This window comes from Marinimicrobium sp. ARAG 43.8 (genome assembly GCF_050113635.1).
In the GTDB taxonomy this organism is placed as follows: Bacteria; Pseudomonadota; Gammaproteobacteria; order Pseudomonadales; family Cellvibrionaceae; genus Marinimicrobium.
Genome location: NZ_JBNJLT010000003.1, coordinates 152,946 through 167,939 on the forward strand (window position 1 = coordinate 152,946; position 14,994 = coordinate 167,939).

The following is a 14,994-nucleotide window of genomic DNA, read 5'->3' on the forward strand; positions in this document are numbered from 1 at the left end:
TTAAACCGTAACCAAAACCGGACCCGAAACCGAATGTTGATTATTCCCGCCATCGATTTAAAAGACGGTCAATGCGTGCGCTTGCGCCAGGGCCTGATGGACGATTCCACTGTATTCTCCGACGACCCGGTCGCCATGGCCAAACGCTGGGTAGACGCCGGCTGTCGCCGATTGCATCTGGTCGATCTTAACGGCGCGTTTGAGGGCAAGCCGGTAAACGGTGAGGTGGTAACCGCCATTGCCAAAGCCTACCCTGACTTGCCCATCCAGATCGGCGGCGGTATACGCAGTGCCGAGACCATCGAATACTATCTCCAGGCCGGTGTGCAATACGTGATTATTGGCACCAAGGCGGTCAAGGAGCCGGAATTCGTCACGGATATGTGCCGCCGGTTTCCGGGCCATATTATCGTAGGGCTGGATGCGAAAGACGGGCTGGTCGCCACCGATGGCTGGGCGGAAGTCTCCGAAGTGAAAGCGACGGACCTGGCTAAACGGTTTGAAAAAGATGGGGTCAGCGCCATTGTTTACACCGACATTGCCCGCGACGGTATGATGCAGGGTGTGAACGTTGAGCAGACGCTGAGCATGGCCAATGCCTCAAGCATTCCGGTAATCGCCTCGGGCGGTATTACCAATATGGACGACATCAAAGCGCTGCGAGCGGTTTCCGAGCAAGGTATTACCGGTGCCATTACCGGTCGCGCCATCTACGAAGGTTCACTGGATGTCGCCGAAGCCCAGGCTTACTGTGACTCCATGTCCCACTAACCCAACAAAAGTCTGACCTATGGCACTCGCAAAACGCATCATCCCCTGCCTCGACGTCGACAATGGCCGCGTGGTCAAAGGCGTGCAATTCGTCGATATTCGCGATGCCGGTGACCCCGTAGAGGTGGCCAAGCGCTACAACGAGCAGGGGGCTGATGAAGTCACCTTTCTGGATATTACCGCCAGTCATCAGGGGCGAGACACCACCGTGCACACGGTGGAGCGCATGGCGTCTGAAGTGTTTATCCCGCTCACCGTCGGCGGTGGTATTCGCAAAATCGAGGATATCCGCCGCATGCTCAACGCCGGGGCCGACAAGGTGGGCATTAACTCCGCCGCGGTCTCCAACCCCGATTTTGTCAAAGCCGCCGCGGATCGGTTTGGTGCCCAATGCATCGTCGTTGCCATTGATGCCAAACAGGTCAATGCGCAAGGCGAAACGCCCCGTTGGGAAATCTTCACTCACGGTGGCCGCAAGCCCACCGGCATCGATGCCATCGAATGGGCTGAGCGCATGACGGCCAATGGTGCGGGAGAAATACTGCTGACCAGCATGGACCGCGATGGCACCAAAAACGGTTTCGACCTGCCGTTAACCCGCGCTATTAGCAACGCCGTTTCCGTGCCCGTTATCGCCTCCGGTGGCGTCGGCAACCTCCAGCACATGGCTGATGGAGTGATCGAAGGCGGCGCCGACGCCGTGCTCGCCGCCAGCATCTTCCACTTCGGCGAATACACCATCCCCGAGGCGAAAGCCTATATGCGCGAGCGCGGTATCGAGATGCGCTGAACGGCATTGAGGCGGCATTTCTGTCTTCAGTAATGCCGCCGTCTTTGGCGTCCCGTTCTCCCTGACCGCAAGGTGCCCCCTGTCCATTCCTGGTCCTCACTATGAATTTCGCTCATGGCTCTCTGAAATAATATCATTTTTACTCATGCTGTGATTCAGGTATAAAACACACCTGTTTCTAACCACGGCCATAATCGGGTTACAAGATCACGATGAGTAAAGATTTTACCTTTGCGATTAAGCGCATTCGTTTCGATGAACATTATCGCCCCGCAGACAATACGCGCATTACCACCAACTTTGCCAACTTGGCCAGGGGGGAAAGCCGCCAGGAGAATCTGCGCAAAGCCTTAAGGATGATCGACAATCGTTTCAACGCCCTGGCCCACTGGGATAACCCCAGGGGGAATCGTTATTCTGTTGAGCTTGATATCATTTCCGTTGAAATGGATGTTGAGAATAACGGCGAGGGGGATGGATTTCCTGCCATTGAAATACTAAAAACGAGTGTGATTGATCACAAAACGAACAAACGCATTGAAGGCATCGTTGGGAATAACTTTTCCTCCTATGTGCGAGATTACGACTTTAGCGTATTACTGCTGGAGCACAACAAACACCAAGACCAATTTAGCATTCCGGATAATTTTGGTGACTTGCACGGCAAGCTCTTCAAATGCTTTGTGAACTCCAGTGCTTACAAAGAGCATTTCAGTAAAGCCCCGGTGATATGCCTGAGTGTATCCGACAGCAAAACCTATCATCGTACGGCGAATCAGCATCCCGTATTGGGGGTTGAATACCTGCCCAATGAATCCTCATTGACGGAGCAGTATTTCAAAAAGATGGGGCTTCAGGTGCGCTATTTTATGCCGGCCAACAGTACTGCTCCGTTGGCATTCTATTTCTTTGGTGACTTGCTGAGTGATTACACCAATATTGAACTCATCAGCACCATTAGCACGATGGAGACTTTCCAGAAAATCTATCGCCCAGAGATTTACAATGCTAATGCTGTGGCCGGGTCAGAGTACCAGCCAAGCTTGAAGCATCAGGATTATTCATTGACGAACATTGTTTACGATCGGGAAGAACGTGGTCGCCTGGCGGTCGAACAGGGGCGGTTTGCTGAGGAGCACTTTATCAAGCCTCACCGGGCCACGCTTGACCAGTGGTCTGCTGGCTACGCGCTTTAACTCAAGAAACGATCACCAAACGATTGCCAAACTCTACAAGATTATTGACTATGAAAAAGTTATTGCCCGCATCCACAGCAGGAAGTTTACCCAAGCCCTCCTGGCTTGCCCAGCCCGAGACGCTCTGGTCTCCCTGGAAGCTGAGCGGTGATGAACTCGTCGCTGGCAAGCAGGATGCTTTGCGCTTGTCGTTGCAAGAGCAGCAACACGCTGGCATTGATATTGTCAGCGACGGCGAGCAATCGCGCCAACACTTCGTCACGACATTTATCGAAAAGCTCAACGGCGTTGACTTTGAGCAACGCAAAACCGTTAAGATTCGTGATCGCTATGACGCGGCGGTACCGACGGTTGTGGGCCCAGTATCTCGCCCCGACCCCGTTTTCGTTGACGATGCCAGGTTCTTGCGTCAGCAAACCAGTCAGCCCATAAAGTGGGCGTTGCCGGGCCCCATGACGATGGTGGATACGCTGTATGATGCCCATTACAAAAGCCGTGAAAAACTCGCGTGGGAATTCGCCAAAATTCTCAATCAAGAAGCCAGAGAGTTGGAAGCGGCAGGCGTTGATATTATTCAGTTTGACGAGCCCGCCTTCAATGTCTTTTTTGACGAAGTCAATGAATGGGGAATTGCCACTCTGGAAAAAGCCATTGAAGGGCTTAAATGCGAAACGGCGGTACACATTTGCTACGGCTATGGCATCAAAGCCAATACAGACTGGAAGAAAACCCTGGGCTCTGAATGGCGGCAATATGAAGAAATTTTCCCAAAGCTAAAAGCATCCAATATCGACATCATTTCCCTGGAATGCCATAACTCCCATGTTCCCATCGAACTATTGGAGCTTATTCGAGGCAAAAAAGTCATGGTGGGAGCCATTGATGTGGCAAGCAATGCGATTGAGACACCCGAAGAAGTCGCCAATACGTTGCGCAAAGCACTTCAGTTTGTCGATGCCGATAAGCTCTACCCTTGCACCAACTGCGGCATGGCGCCTTTGTCTCGTCAGGTGGCAAGAGATAAGCTGGGTGCCTTAAGTGCGGGTGCGGAAATTATTCGGAAAGAGCTGTCGAGTTAGTTTGAGCAGACAGTGGAAATTGGTTGCACCAATGAGCTCGTCAGACCTTGGGGGCGACATCAGAGGGCTTGGCGCCGAGGCCGTTTCGGGCTTGTTGATCGCGTTGCCGCAGGCGCCAAGTCGCTCAGTTTTCATTGCCGGTGTCAGCGGTAGCCAAATGTTCATCCAGGAAGGAAAGAATACGGGTAAATAGCGTTGTGCGAACCGCTTCATCACCATAGGAGTGGCCTGTGTCTTTCAGCTCCATAAACTCGACGGATTTATTGGCGGCTTTGAGGCGGTCGCGCATTAACTCGGACTGTTCGATAGGAACAACCTCATCGGTTTCGCCATGGATCAGGAGCACTGGTGCCTGAACGCCGTTGGCAAAGTTGGCGGGCGAATGCGCGGCGAGCCGCTCTGGGGTGAAGTAGTCCCGAGCCATGGATCGGGAAAAGTAGTCTACCACCCAGGCATCCTCGCCGTGCTCTTTACGCTCATATTCGATTATTTTATTCAGGTCGCTGACGCCGTGGATGGAGATAACGCAGCGATACTGTCCAGGAGTGAACGCGGCCCCTGCGAGCGCCGCGTAGCCTCCGTAGCTGGCCCCGACAATACAGACCCGGTCGGCGTCCACCAGCCCGCCTTTGCCCAGCGCGGTTAAGGCATCGTCCAGGTCGTCCTGCATGGCACGACCCCACTCTCCCTGACCCGCCTCCCAATGGGCTTGGCCGAAGCCCGTGGAACCACGGAACTGTGGCTGGATAACGGCATAGCCGTGAGAAGCCATCGCCTGTGCCAGTTTATCGAACCCCTGCTCATCATTGGTTTCGGGGCCGCCGTGAGGGTAGATAATGGCTGGCAGATTCTCCGGCGCTTGAGCGTGTTCCCGGGGAATGGTCAGCAGAGCCGGAATCGTCAGGCCATCCCGTGCCTTGTAATTAAATTGCACGATGGGGTGCACCTGAGTTTCGGTGATGCCTGGTCGGGCACTGGTCAAAAACCGAAGCGGTTGGTCCTTCGAGGCAATATAGTAATCACCCGAGCTGGAGGAGCCCTCCAGATAAATGACGATATGTTCCTGGTCTTCACTGATGTCCACTACGTGTACTACATGCTCGGGCAATTGCCCTTGCAGGTCGGCAATGCGTTTATTCAGCGCTTCGTCAAAGAAATGGTATCCGGGCGTAAATCCAGCATAGCGAACCCCCATGGCAACACGCCCAGCGCCGGTGAAGGCGGCACTGATATCTGTGTCGTCCCGACTGATGTCTAGGGGGGTAAGCTCACCGTTGTTGAAGTCGAGTCTGTGGTAGGTGGCACTGCCATCCTCCTTATCTTCTATCAACATCAAGAGGGATTGTCGGTCTTCGGTCACACCGAGGAATGTTGGCTGCCGCGTTTGGTGGGTATGCGAAAAGATCTCTTCCCAGCGCTTGCCATCGGGAATCCAGATAGACAGACGTTTGGATTTCTCGTCATAGCGCGTCTGGGCCTTCAGCTCCCCGACACCATCTACAAAATAATCAACGGTGTCAGCGTGTCCTGAGGCCACGAGTTTCGGGCGACGAGGGTTTTTGATGTCCACCGCCATGAGTGCCAGGTCCGGATTTTGATCCGTGGAGGAACGGCCCACAAAGGCGGGCATAAAGAGCGTCTGGTGGTCTTCAGAGATACCTACAATATCTCCCAGTCCCGTTTGCCCTTTGAAGATGACATCGCCGGGACGCAGCAGTTGTTTCACTTCGCCGGTTTTGATCTCCAGCGCGTAACCTGTGCTGATGTCGTGTCGCCCGCGAAACCCCATGATCCGGCGCTCTTGCGATGCGACAAGCACCAGATACTCGTCATTAATAAAATGCAGATACCACGGGTCGATGTCAGAGACATCCAGTCCGGTTACGGTTTCATTTTGACTGAGGGAATAGACAAGAACGATGTCCTGGTCGTCATTTTTTGTGCGAAAGGCCACCATATCTCCACCCGGGGACAGTGCAACCAGCGAGCGTGCTGGCGACTGTGCGTACAGCGCTGCGGTTTCTTCTGGAGCGGGTTTGGCGTGAAGGTACGCGGAGAAGACAGCGGAGAAAAAAATGAGCGTTGAGGTAAACTGGATCTTACGGACCAGCCGTCGAGCTGTAGTTATCATATCTATCCCGTCTATTATTTTGTTATCTTTCCATAACGCGCGCGGCGGAAATAACAGCATCCTGCCGGGGCGGTGAAAGACAGCCCTGACGTTATTTACGTGGATACTGATTACGCCATAAGAGAAGAGAGGTTGCAACTGTTCAAGGTTGGGGGGAGGTTGCTTGAACGATCAACAGCTCTGGCCTGATGGACTGATCAAGCCGCCCGATATTGTTCGAGGGCTTCCCGGATTTTCGGATCGGCGGCGCAGATGAAGTCAATGAACTCACCCACGCCGATTTCGGCTTCTTCGCGGCTGTCGAAGGGGCCGATGTCCACGCCCTCGCGGGTACTGTAGTACCAGTAACCATTTTGCTTCAGGAAGCGACCGTTGCGTTCGGGAATGGGGCCGGCTTCGCCTGTTCGATGCTGTTGGGTGGCCATGTTTTTACCTGTGGTTGGTGCTTGTGGAGAGGGGGCAGCCTGGAAAGAGCGGCTACGCGCTCCTTTCATGGAGTCTCTGGGTAATCCTGAGTTCCGCATTGGACGTTTTAATGGATCAGTTTATAGATCAGTCTCGATTTAATAGCAAATGTTGATTTTGATGCAGAGGCGTTGGGTTGTCCAGTGCCGGGTGAAGGGCCTGGCGCAGCCAGGTTTGCTGGCTGACGATCAGAGGGCGGTCAACGCCCGGCAGGGTATCGGGTCGTTTCCAGAGGCTGATCGGCGGCGCGAGGCACAGGGCGGTGTAGTGTCGGGGCGCGGCTTCAGGACGCTGGAGCAGGGTTGACACGGGTACCAGAGCCACTCCGGACGCTTCCAGGGCCGGACCGAGTTGTTCCAGAACGGCCAGTGTCTCGGGATGAGGGTGGCCAATGGCGAGGGCGTACCCCCGGCTTTTGGCCAGCTGAATGGCTTGATCGACTTGCCGGGCGATTTGCAGAATGTCTTGGTCGTGATCGAGGAAAACGTCCCGCTTGAGCGTGGGGACCCGGTAGTGGCGGGCGGTCTCCCAGGCCTGACTGTCGGCGGTGGTTCGGCTGTCGATGAAGTAGTAGCCCTGGTCGCCGAGTCGTTTCATCAGCCAGCCCATGGCTTGTGGGTCCTGGGTGAGTCGGCTGCCCATGTGGTTGTTCAGGCCCCGAGCCTGCGGGATAGCGACGAGGTTTTGAGTCAGTGTGTGCTGGAATTCCGGATAGCTCATCTGTTCGGTCAAGGCACCGGCGTCCAGGGGGCGAGGCTTCAGGGTGCTCATGGGGTTGTGTACCATGATTTCCTTGCCCAGTTCTGCGCCTAAACGTGCGAGACGCGCCCCCTGGGGGGCTTGGGGCAGAATGGCGTAGGTGAAGTCGCCTTTCAGTCGCAAGCTGCGCTCGCCCAAGGGGGCGCTGTAGCCAATGTCATCGATGATGATGGCAAGCTGAGGCGGTGCGCTGAATGCTGCGGCTCCCCAGAAAATGAGCAGCCCCCACAATGCGATAGGCAGTTTACGCGGCATCGGGGTCCTGATCGGTGTCCGGTTCCTGCTCTTCAGCGTCCAGTTTGGGTAATTGGGTTTGCTGGCGCTGTTGGAAAATATACAGGCCTTTCAGCATATTGAGCGCTTCGTCCAGTTGGTTATCGCCAACCTCTTCGGTGCGCTGACGGCGTTCGGTATTGCGACGGGTCGTGTTGCTTTCTTCACCACCATTGGCGTTGCCAAGGTGGCCCGCCAGGTCGGCCTCGGTGGTGTGCAGGCCGGAGCGAATGGCGGTGACGCGAGCGCGTTCTACCATCACATCGGGGACAATGCCCTGAGCCTGAATGGAGCGGCCGTTCGGGGTGTAATAAAGGGCGGTGGTCAGTTTTACCGCCTTGGTATCGGTCACCGGCACAACCGTCTGCACCGAGCCTTTGCCAAAGCTGCGGGTTCCGAGAATGACGGCGCGACCGTGGTCCTGCAAAGCGCCGGCAACAATTTCGGAGGCGGAGGCGGAGCCGTCGTTGATCAGCACGACCAGCGGCAATTCCTCGGCGGTCTGGCCGTCGTGGGCGTAGTAACGCATATCGCTGTTCTCGGTGCGGCCTTTGGTGTAAACCACCAGTCCTTCTTCCAGAAAGGCGTCGGCGACTTCCACTGAGGTTTGCAGTACACCGCCGGGGTTGTTGCGCAAGTCCAGCACAATGCCGCGCAAGTCATCACGCTCTTCGCGTAGTTTTTCAATGGCCTCGACCATATCCTTGCCGGTGTTGAGTTGGAACTGGGCGATGCGGATGTACAGGTAGTGGTCATCCATCACACGGGTGCGAACACTTTTGACGCGGATCACATCGCGAGTCAGCGTCAGCTCAAAGGGCTGGTCGACGCCTTCGCGGACGATGGTAAGCGTCAGCTCGCTGTCTTTGGGGCCGCGCATTTTCTCCACGGCTTCGTTGAGTGACAGGCCTTTAACCGGCTCGTCGTTGAGGCGGATAATCAGGTCTCCGGCTTCGACACCAGCGCGTTGGGCCGGCGTATCGTCGATGGGGGAAATCACTTTGACGAAGCCGTCTTCCATACCGACTTCAATACCGATGCCTCCAAATTCGCCGGACGTGCTCTCCTGGAGGTCTTCAAAGGACTTTTCGTCAAGGTACGCCGAGTGTGGGTCCAGTTCCGCCATCATGCCCTTAATGGCGTACTCCAGCAGCTCGGCATCGGTCAGCTCTTCCACATAGCTGTTTCGAATATGGTCGTATACGCGAGTGAAGGTGCGCAGCTCCTCCAGCGGAAGCAGTTCCTGAGGCTCCTGGCGATCAGTCGCGGTTTGCTCGGCCGGTTCGTCGGGTTGGGCCAGAACCAGTGCTGGTACTGTGCACAGCAGCAGAGTCAAAGCGCCGCGTTTAACGTCAAAATACCGCATCCGGTTCTCCTGAAAACTCGCAGTAAGGCCGGAATAGCACCGGCACCGGCCGCCGGGGGGCCGCTTCGTTTAGGTGGCTGTCATGGGTGTGACAGTGGGGCTGACGCATAATTCACCTCGAGCCGTTCACGCCTGGGCCAGCCAGGGGGCCGGGTTGGTGGGCTTGCCGCGATAGCGCAGCTCAAAATACAGGCCAGCCTCGGTTTGCCCGCCGGTACTGCCGACACTGGCAATGGTTTCACCGGGAGCAACCCACTCTCCGGTTTCTTTATAAAGCGCCTGATTGTGGGCGTAGAGGGTCATGTACCCTTCGCCGTGATCCACAATCAATAACAGCCCGTGGCCACGGAAGTAGTCGGAAAATACCACGCGCCCATGGTGTACGGCCAGCACGGGCGTGCCTTCGGAGGCGGAAATAACAATGCCCTGACGAGTGATCTGCCCGTGCAGCTGGGTGCTGCCGAAGCGGTACCGCAGTTTGCCGCTGGCGGGCCAGGGTAGTTGTCCCTTGCTTTGGCTGAAAGGGACGTCTCCACCGGGCATTTCCAAATCGGCGACCGCCGCTACCATTTCGTCCAATAACGCTTGCAGTCGCTCGCGGTCCTTTTGCAGATCGTTCAGCTCCTGATCGGTGGAGCGAATGCGCTGGTTGAGAGCGGCCAGTGTTTCGCGGCGCTCGCTCTGGCGACTGCTGAGCCGGTTGTGCTGCTGTTTAAGCTGATCGCGGCTGGAGGCCAGCTCGGTGGTTTTTTGCACAATTCTGGGCTCGATATCGTCCAACTCGGCCAGTGTGTCGAGGTATTGATGAATAAGATCGGTACGCGCTTCCAGCCAGTAATCGTGGTAACGCAACAGGCGTGATACGCGCTGGGGACTTTCCTGATTCAGCAGCAGCTTCAGTTGACTCTGGCGTCCGAGCTGGTAGGCGGAGCGCACTTGTTCAGCCACGGCGGTTTGCTGGGCCTGACGGGATTGATCCAGTTCCTGACGGCGTTGACGAAGACTTTGCAGGTCGTTGTCCTGTTGCTTCATCTCCGATTCCAGATTCTGGATACGTTTGAGCAACTCGCCGATGTCGGATTCAGATTCCTCCAACTGGTCTTTGAGTTTATCGCGGGAGCCCTGGGTTTTTTTCAGTTCGGTTTGCAGCTGCTCAATATTGCGCTGCAATTGCTGCATGCGCGCTTCGTATTCAGCCTGCTCGTCGGCTGAAACAGCCAGCACCGTGCTGCCCAGCGCGCCGCACAGGCAGAGCGGGAGCAGTTTTTTATACAGATGTTTGGCTCGCAGAACGCTCATGGGGTAAACCCGGATTGAGCAAGGCGACCGATGAAAGGCCGCCTTGCAATGCGGTTACTGGCTGAGATCGACCAGATTCTTGCCGGTCATTTCTTTCGGCTGTTCCAGGTCCATCAGATGCAGCATGGTCGGCGCCAGGTCGGCCAGAGAGCCGCCATCAATCACCTGGCCCTTGCGGTCACTGACGTAGACCAGAGGAACTGGCAGCGTGGAATGCTGGGTGCTTACCTGGCCGGTGTCCGCGTCGTACATCTCTTCGCAGTTGCCGTGGTCAGCGGTGATCAAAGCTTCGCCGCCAGCCTTCAAGGTGGCGTCAAGCACACGGCCCACGCACTCATCCACCGCTTCCACCGCTTTGACCGCCGCATCGAAAATGCCGGAGTGACCGACCATGTCGCCGTTGGCGTAGTTGCAGATAATGGCGTCGTACTTTCCGGACTCAATGGCCGCCACCAGTTTGTCAGTGACCTCGGGCGCACTCATCTCGGGTTTCAGATCGTAGGTGGCGACATCGGGGGAGGGCACCAGAATACGGTCTTCGCCTTCGAATTCGGATTCGGTGCCACCGTTAAAGAAGAAGGTGACGTGCGCGTATTTCTCGGTCTCGGCGATGCGCAGCTGGGTTTTGCCCAGTTTGGCAATATAGTCGCCAAAGGAGTTGACCAGTTCCTGGGGTGGGAATGCACAGCTGGCTTTAATGTCTGCCGCGTATTCGGTGGTCATCACAAAATCGGCAAGCGTGGGGTGGCATTGGCGTTTGAAACCGTCAAATTCCGGCTCGATCATGGCACGAGTAATCTGGCGGGCGCGATCCGGGCGGAAGTTCATGAAAATGGCCACGTCGCCGTCTTCCATTTTTACGGCGGACTCGCCGTCGCCTGCGATCACGGTGGCTTTGACGAATTCGTCGTTTTCGTCCCGCTCATAGGCGGCTTCAAGACCTTCCACGGCGGAGGAGGCCGTTTGTTCGGCCGTGCCGCACACCATGGCATTGTAGGCCTGCTCGACACGGTCCCAGCGGTTGTCGCGGTCCATGGCAAAGTAGCGGCCCACGATGCTGGCCACCCGGCCCACGCCGAGGTCGGCGAACTGTTTCTCGGCTTTTTCCAGCGACGGCTTGGCACTGCGCGGAGCGGTGTCGCGGCCATCGAGAAACGCGTGCAGGTAAACTTTTTTCGCACCGCGTTTGGCGGCGGCGTCGATCATGGCGTAAATGTGGTCCTGATGGCTGTGTACGCCCCCTTCGGAGAGAAGCCCCAGGATGTGAACAGCCTTGTCGGCTTCAATCGCCTTGTCGATCGCAGCGGTGTAGCTCGGGTTTTTGGCGAACTCGCCATCGGCGATCGCTTTGTTGATGCGGGTGAAGTTTTGATAAACCACACGACCGGCGCCAATCGTGGTATGCCCCACTTCGCTGTTGCCCATTTGGCCCTCCGGCAGGCCGACGGCCATGCCGGATGTGGCGATCAGGTTATGAGGGCGATGATTCCAGAGGTCGTCCCACACGGGCGTGTTGGCGCTGTAAACGGCATTGTGCTCGGTGTTTTCCGAGTAGCCGAATCCGTCCAGAATGATCAGAACGAGGGGCTTTTTAGTGGCGGTCATAGATGCTGTCACTTCTCTGCTTCGCTAAATGAAGGTCCGTATCCGGGCCGTAAGTGGCGCTCGGCGGGCGCAAAACGCCTATTCTAACGCGTTACCGTGGGTAACTCTATGCCAATGCGCGGTCGGCTCGTGCCCCTTTATGACAGGGGGCGCTAAATGGGTGGCCCTCAACCGCTGAGAAAACGGTGCTTGATGGTGTATACTGCGGCGCGCTCCGCCCCTGTTCAGGAGGTGGTTTCCCGGTTCCGAGTGTGAGGAAGGCGACGACGTGGAATTTTTTGTCTTTATCAGTCAGGAGTGGCTCCTGATCGCAACGCTGGCGCTGCTGATGGTGGTTTACGCCTTGCGGGAGCGAATCAAGAACGGCCGTCCTATCCCGGCCCATGAGGTCACCCGCTTGCTCAACAGCGAGTCGGCGGTGCTGGTGGATGTGCGCGAAGCGTCGGATTTTAAGGCCGGACACATTTCCGGTGCGCTCAATCTTCCTTATCGCAAGGTCGCCACCGAAGGTGAAGCCTTTTTGCAGCCTTATAAGGAAAAGGTCATCGTGGTGGCAGACAAGTACGGTCAGCACGCCGGTGCGGCTGGTCGCACGTTGGGCCAAAAAGGGTTTGATGTGCGTCGCTTGGCCGGGGGGATCACTGAGTGGCAAAACCAGGGGCTGCCCCTGGTAAAAAAAGGCTGAAGCCCGGGAGCGCACAATGGCCGGTTCCAAAGTTGTAATGTATACCACGGCGGTCTGTCCGTTTTGCATCAACGCCAAGCATTTGCTCGATAGCAAGGGCGTGGTGTACGAAGAAATCCGAGTGGACCGCAACCCGCCGCTTCGTGAAAAAATGATGGCTGACAGTGGGCAGCGCACTGTGCCGCAGATCTGGATCGGCGATCGCCATGTGGGCGGGTTTACCGACCTGTGGGCACTGGACAAGAGCGGCAAGCTGGACGACCTGCTGGGTTGATTCAGTGCTGATGCCGGTAAACGCCGGACGGCAATCAAACAGAAACCAAACAGACATAACGGGTACTGAACCATGGCAGATGAGAATAATCCCACGGTAAACGGCTCAGCCGAGCCCCAGGGAGCACCGCGCGGACTGCAAATCAAGCGTATTTACCTGAAAGACCTGTCTTTCGAGACCCCTCTGGGCGTCGAGTCCTTCAGTCAGTCGTGGAAGCCGAAGATTGATCAGGAGCTGAACGTTCAAGTGAATAATGTGGACGACAGCCACTACGAAGTGGTGCTGCTGATGACCGTGACCGCGACCATGGAAGACAAAGTGGTGTTCCTGATCGAGGTCAAACAGGCGGGGTTGTTCGCTATCCAGGGGCTGGAGAAGGCGCAGTTGAGCCAGGTGATCAATACCACTTGCCCGCAGATTCTTTTCCCCTATGCACGCGAAGTGATTGACTCCACTTTGTCTCGTGGTTCATTCCCTCCACTGATGTTGCCGCCGATCAATTTTGACGCTGTGTTTGCGCAAGCCGTACAACAGGCGACCAAGAAGAATGAATCGGCACCCGCTACGGATGCCTGAGCCGGGTCGGAGTTAATACTCCCGGTGCCAGGAATATTCCGCTGTTGCGGAGTGTTCCTGGCCAGGTGTCACCGCCAAGTGCTCACCGTGCAGCGTTACATCTCCCTCCAAACGTACCAGGCTGTAGGCCGGGTGCACCTCTTCGACGATGAGCCGCACACCGCTGTCCAGCATGTGGGCTCGGTATTCCCGGTAGCGCCCTGGCAGCTCGCGGTAGGTGAGTTGTTGCAGCGGTAGTCGGTCGCCCGGCGCGAGCCCCTGCTGAAAACCGGCTTCCAAGACTTGATGGGCACCCATGCGGTGGGGCTTCAGGCGGGCAATGAGAGGCTGGCAACGAATGGTTTCTCCCATCTCTTCGCCAGCCGTCGCTACGATGCCCCGGATTTTTTGTCCGTAATCGCTCTCCCAAAATCCCGGCGTGCCGAATTGGGTATTGGCTGGTCGGCTGGGGTTCCAGGCGCCTCGCAAGCGATAGTCCCGGTAGGCCACTGGCGTGCCGGTGATGCCATTAAACAGGGTCAAACGCAGCGCAAAATCCCGCTGTCGACTGTCCCAGGCGGGGTTCAGGCGTAACGTGCTTACGGTGGCATTGCGAGCACGGTTGATCAGGTTTGGGTTCAGGGCCTCGGCGGGACGCGCCATAGCCAGGTCCAGTAATTCACCGGACAGTACCAGTTGAGTATCGGCGCCTCGCGCCAGTTCCCGGACCTGCTGCGCCGTGGCGTTTGCCGGAAGGCTGCCTTGGCTGAGTTGATAGTGGAACAGACTGTTGTGCTCACTGAGAGACTGACCCATCAGGGCGGGCAGGTTTTGGCCGATACTCCACAGGCTTTCAGCATTCTGGCTGGCAGCACCACGCCGTGCAAACGTCGTGATTAGCAGCGATTTTCGGTACAGACGTTGGTCCGAAGGGCACACAGCGCTGCGTTCTGCAGCGCTTTCAGCCGCGGAGGGCAGAGCTGCAGGCTCGCTGGGTGCTCGACTGAACTGGCCCTGGGGTGAGCTGCCAAAATGCGGTTGGCTCGGCCCGGCCAGCGCGGGCATCGACAGAAGGCATAGCAGCGACCACCACGTGAGCGTTGCGAATGGCCGACGCGATAGGTGTGCGCTGTGATCGAAAGTCTGTGCCGTCATGGTTTCACTGGTGGTCATTGGCTGGGAAATGTTTTAGGGTTTCTCTGGTCTTATATCGGCTATCGGCTCAATTGCTGAGGGCTTGAGCCCTGAGGGTAATCATTACCATGAGAAGGTTAAAACGTTTGACGGCATCAGTGTGCGGTGTGGGCGCCGCCTCTGCAGCGTTGATGCTGACTCTGCCGGGATGTAGCAGTGGTGGTCGTCACTTCGACGGCTGGGAGGAGGCGCTGGAAATTGATGTGCGCGCCAATGACAGCAAGCTGTTTATCTACCGGTTAGCGTCACCGCACGGGGGGCGGCCTCTGGTGGAGGTCTACCGCTCCACGCGTGCTCAGGATCGCACGCCGCGCCACGAGCCGATGGATACCCGTGCGCTCGAAGGGCTTCGCAAGGATGCCGGCACGGCCGTATCGGCTACTGGCTATTGTCGGGAAGGGTTTTTGATGCTGGATTATCGACTGTCACACGTAGAGTCGTGGCTCCGAGGCGAATGCCGGGAAGGGGCCACCGAGGCTGATCGCAAACGCTTTGCCGATAAAACGCAACTGGTCATCCCGGAACCCGAGTCATAAGCCCTCTCTGGCGTAA

General features: G+C 56.8%; 15 protein-coding genes. 8 read left to right on the plus strand and 7 right to left on the minus strand.

Annotated features, from left to right (window positions below; all coding sequences use genetic code 11):
• The first annotated feature begins 33 nt into the window (after positions 1-33).
• The 4 genes from hisA to ACQCLF_RS07930 all read left to right on the plus strand — a co-directional run bounded on the left by hisA (position 34) and on the right by ACQCLF_RS07930 (position 3,836).
• Entirely contained in the window at positions 34-771 is a 738-nt protein-coding gene (gene hisA, locus ACQCLF_RS07915) for a 1-(5-phosphoribosyl)-5-[(5-phosphoribosylamino)methylideneamino]imidazole-4-carboxamide isomerase (RefSeq protein ID WP_426986000.1), read from the plus strand.
• Positions 772-790: 19 nt separating this feature from the next.
• The gene (gene hisF / locus ACQCLF_RS07920; RefSeq protein ID WP_426986002.1) at positions 791-1,561 is read left to right on the plus strand and encodes an imidazole glycerol phosphate synthase subunit HisF; all 771 of its coding nucleotides are present in this window, start codon (positions 791-793) and stop codon (positions 1,559-1,561) included.
• 212 nt (positions 1,562-1,773) lie between these two features.
• Positions 1,774-2,757 carry a DUF1852 domain-containing protein gene (locus ACQCLF_RS07925; protein WP_426986004.1) on the plus strand — a complete coding sequence of 328 codons (984 nt, stop codon included), beginning with the start codon at positions 1,774-1,776 and terminating at the stop codon, positions 2,755-2,757.
• A 50-nt stretch (positions 2,758-2,807) separates the two neighbouring features.
• Positions 2,808-3,836 carry a methionine synthase gene (locus ACQCLF_RS07930; RefSeq protein WP_426986006.1) on the plus strand — a complete coding sequence of 343 codons (1,029 nt, stop codon included), beginning with the start codon at positions 2,808-2,810 and terminating at the stop codon, positions 3,834-3,836.
• 124 nt (positions 3,837-3,960) lie between these two features.
• Here the strand turns inward: ACQCLF_RS07930 and ACQCLF_RS07935 are convergent, their stop codons facing one another.
• The 6 genes from ACQCLF_RS07935 to gpmI form a co-directional block, all read right to left on the minus strand.
• Entirely contained in the window at positions 3,961-5,967 is a 2,007-nt protein-coding gene (locus ACQCLF_RS07935; RefSeq protein WP_426986008.1) for an alpha/beta hydrolase family protein, read from the minus strand.
• 197 nt (positions 5,968-6,164) lie between these two features.
• Positions 6,165-6,392 (minus strand): DUF6316 family protein, encoded by a 228-nt coding sequence (locus ACQCLF_RS07940; RefSeq protein ID WP_426986010.1) that lies wholly within the window; start codon positions 6,390-6,392, stop codon positions 6,165-6,167.
• Positions 6,393-6,519: 127 nt separating this feature from the next.
• Positions 6,520-7,446 (minus strand): divergent polysaccharide deacetylase family protein, encoded by a 927-nt coding sequence (locus ACQCLF_RS07945; RefSeq protein WP_426986012.1) that lies wholly within the window; start codon positions 7,444-7,446, stop codon positions 6,520-6,522.
• On the minus strand, positions 7,436-8,830 hold the full coding sequence (locus ACQCLF_RS07950; protein WP_426986014.1) for a S41 family peptidase: 1,395 nt from the start codon (positions 8,828-8,830) through the stop codon (positions 7,436-7,438). Before ACQCLF_RS07950 ends, ACQCLF_RS07945 begins: the two co-directional genes overlap by 11 nt.
• A gap of 126 nt (positions 8,831-8,956) precedes the next feature.
• Positions 8,957-10,129, minus strand: a complete 1,173-nt coding sequence (locus tag ACQCLF_RS07955; RefSeq protein ID WP_426986016.1) for a murein hydrolase activator EnvC family protein — start codon at positions 10,127-10,129, stop codon at positions 8,957-8,959.
• Between the two features lie 54 nt (positions 10,130-10,183).
• Positions 10,184-11,734 (minus strand): 2,3-bisphosphoglycerate-independent phosphoglycerate mutase, encoded by a 1,551-nt coding sequence (gpmI, locus tag ACQCLF_RS07960; protein ID WP_426986018.1) that lies wholly within the window; start codon positions 11,732-11,734, stop codon positions 10,184-10,186.
• A 268-nt stretch (positions 11,735-12,002) separates the two neighbouring features.
• On the opposite strand from gpmI, the gene ACQCLF_RS07965 reads away from it, so the two are divergent.
• The 3 genes from ACQCLF_RS07965 to secB all read left to right on the plus strand — a co-directional run bounded on the left by ACQCLF_RS07965 (position 12,003) and on the right by secB (position 13,269).
• Entirely contained in the window at positions 12,003-12,419 is a 417-nt protein-coding gene (locus tag ACQCLF_RS07965) for a rhodanese-like domain-containing protein (protein ID WP_426986020.1), read from the plus strand.
• Positions 12,420-12,435: 16 nt separating this feature from the next.
• The gene (grxC, locus tag ACQCLF_RS07970; protein ID WP_426986022.1) at positions 12,436-12,693 is read left to right on the plus strand and encodes a glutaredoxin 3; all 258 of its coding nucleotides are present in this window, start codon (positions 12,436-12,438) and stop codon (positions 12,691-12,693) included.
• 72 nt (positions 12,694-12,765) lie between these two features.
• The gene (gene secB / locus ACQCLF_RS07975) at positions 12,766-13,269 is read left to right on the plus strand and encodes a protein-export chaperone SecB (protein WP_426986024.1); all 504 of its coding nucleotides are present in this window, start codon (positions 12,766-12,768) and stop codon (positions 13,267-13,269) included.
• Positions 13,270-13,281: 12 nt separating this feature from the next.
• Here secB and ACQCLF_RS07980 read toward each other — a convergent pair whose 3' ends face one another.
• Positions 13,282-14,403 (minus strand): flagella assembly protein FlgT middle domain-containing protein, encoded by a 1,122-nt coding sequence (locus ACQCLF_RS07980; protein WP_426986026.1) that lies wholly within the window; start codon positions 14,401-14,403, stop codon positions 13,282-13,284.
• A 107-nt stretch (positions 14,404-14,510) separates the two neighbouring features.
• Between ACQCLF_RS07980 and ACQCLF_RS07985 the strand changes: the two genes are divergently transcribed.
• Positions 14,511-14,978 (plus strand): hypothetical protein, encoded by a 468-nt coding sequence (locus ACQCLF_RS07985; RefSeq protein ID WP_426986028.1) that lies wholly within the window; start codon positions 14,511-14,513, stop codon positions 14,976-14,978.
• The last annotated feature ends 16 nt before the right edge of the window (positions 14,979-14,994 follow it).

What these genes read in the sequence shown, in the direction of transcription:
- hisA (WP_426986000.1), top strand. Translation starts at nt 34, where the DNA reads ATGTTGATTATTCCCGCCATCGATTTAAAAGACGGTCAATGCGTGCGC.
- ACQCLF_RS07945 (WP_426986012.1), bottom strand. Translation starts at nt 7,446, where the DNA reads ATGCCGCGTAAACTGCCTATCGCATTGTGGGGGCTGCTCATTTTCTGG.
- ACQCLF_RS07935 (WP_426986008.1), bottom strand. Translation starts at nt 5,967, where the DNA reads ATGATAACTACAGCTCGACGGCTGGTCCGTAAGATCCAGTTTACCTCA.
- ACQCLF_RS07955 (WP_426986016.1), bottom strand. Translation starts at nt 10,129, where the DNA reads ATGAGCGTTCTGCGAGCCAAACATCTGTATAAAAAACTGCTCCCGCTC.
- ACQCLF_RS07950 (WP_426986014.1), bottom strand. Translation starts at nt 8,830, where the DNA reads ATGCGGTATTTTGACGTTAAACGCGGCGCTTTGACTCTGCTGCTGTGC.
- ACQCLF_RS07930 (WP_426986006.1), top strand. Translation starts at nt 2,808, where the DNA reads ATGAAAAAGTTATTGCCCGCATCCACAGCAGGAAGTTTACCCAAGCCC.
- hisF (WP_426986002.1), top strand. Translation starts at nt 791, where the DNA reads ATGGCACTCGCAAAACGCATCATCCCCTGCCTCGACGTCGACAATGGC.
- secB (WP_426986024.1), top strand. Translation starts at nt 12,766, where the DNA reads ATGGCAGATGAGAATAATCCCACGGTAAACGGCTCAGCCGAGCCCCAG.
- ACQCLF_RS07980 (WP_426986026.1), bottom strand. Translation starts at nt 14,403, where the DNA reads ATGACGGCACAGACTTTCGATCACAGCGCACACCTATCGCGTCGGCCA.
- ACQCLF_RS07940 (WP_426986010.1), bottom strand. Translation starts at nt 6,392, where the DNA reads ATGGCCACCCAACAGCATCGAACAGGCGAAGCCGGCCCCATTCCCGAA.
- ACQCLF_RS07985 (WP_426986028.1), top strand. Translation starts at nt 14,511, where the DNA reads ATGAGAAGGTTAAAACGTTTGACGGCATCAGTGTGCGGTGTGGGCGCC.
- ACQCLF_RS07925 (WP_426986004.1), top strand. Translation starts at nt 1,774, where the DNA reads ATGAGTAAAGATTTTACCTTTGCGATTAAGCGCATTCGTTTCGATGAA.
- grxC (WP_426986022.1), top strand. Translation starts at nt 12,436, where the DNA reads ATGGCCGGTTCCAAAGTTGTAATGTATACCACGGCGGTCTGTCCGTTT.
- gpmI (WP_426986018.1), bottom strand. Translation starts at nt 11,734, where the DNA reads ATGACCGCCACTAAAAAGCCCCTCGTTCTGATCATTCTGGACGGATTC.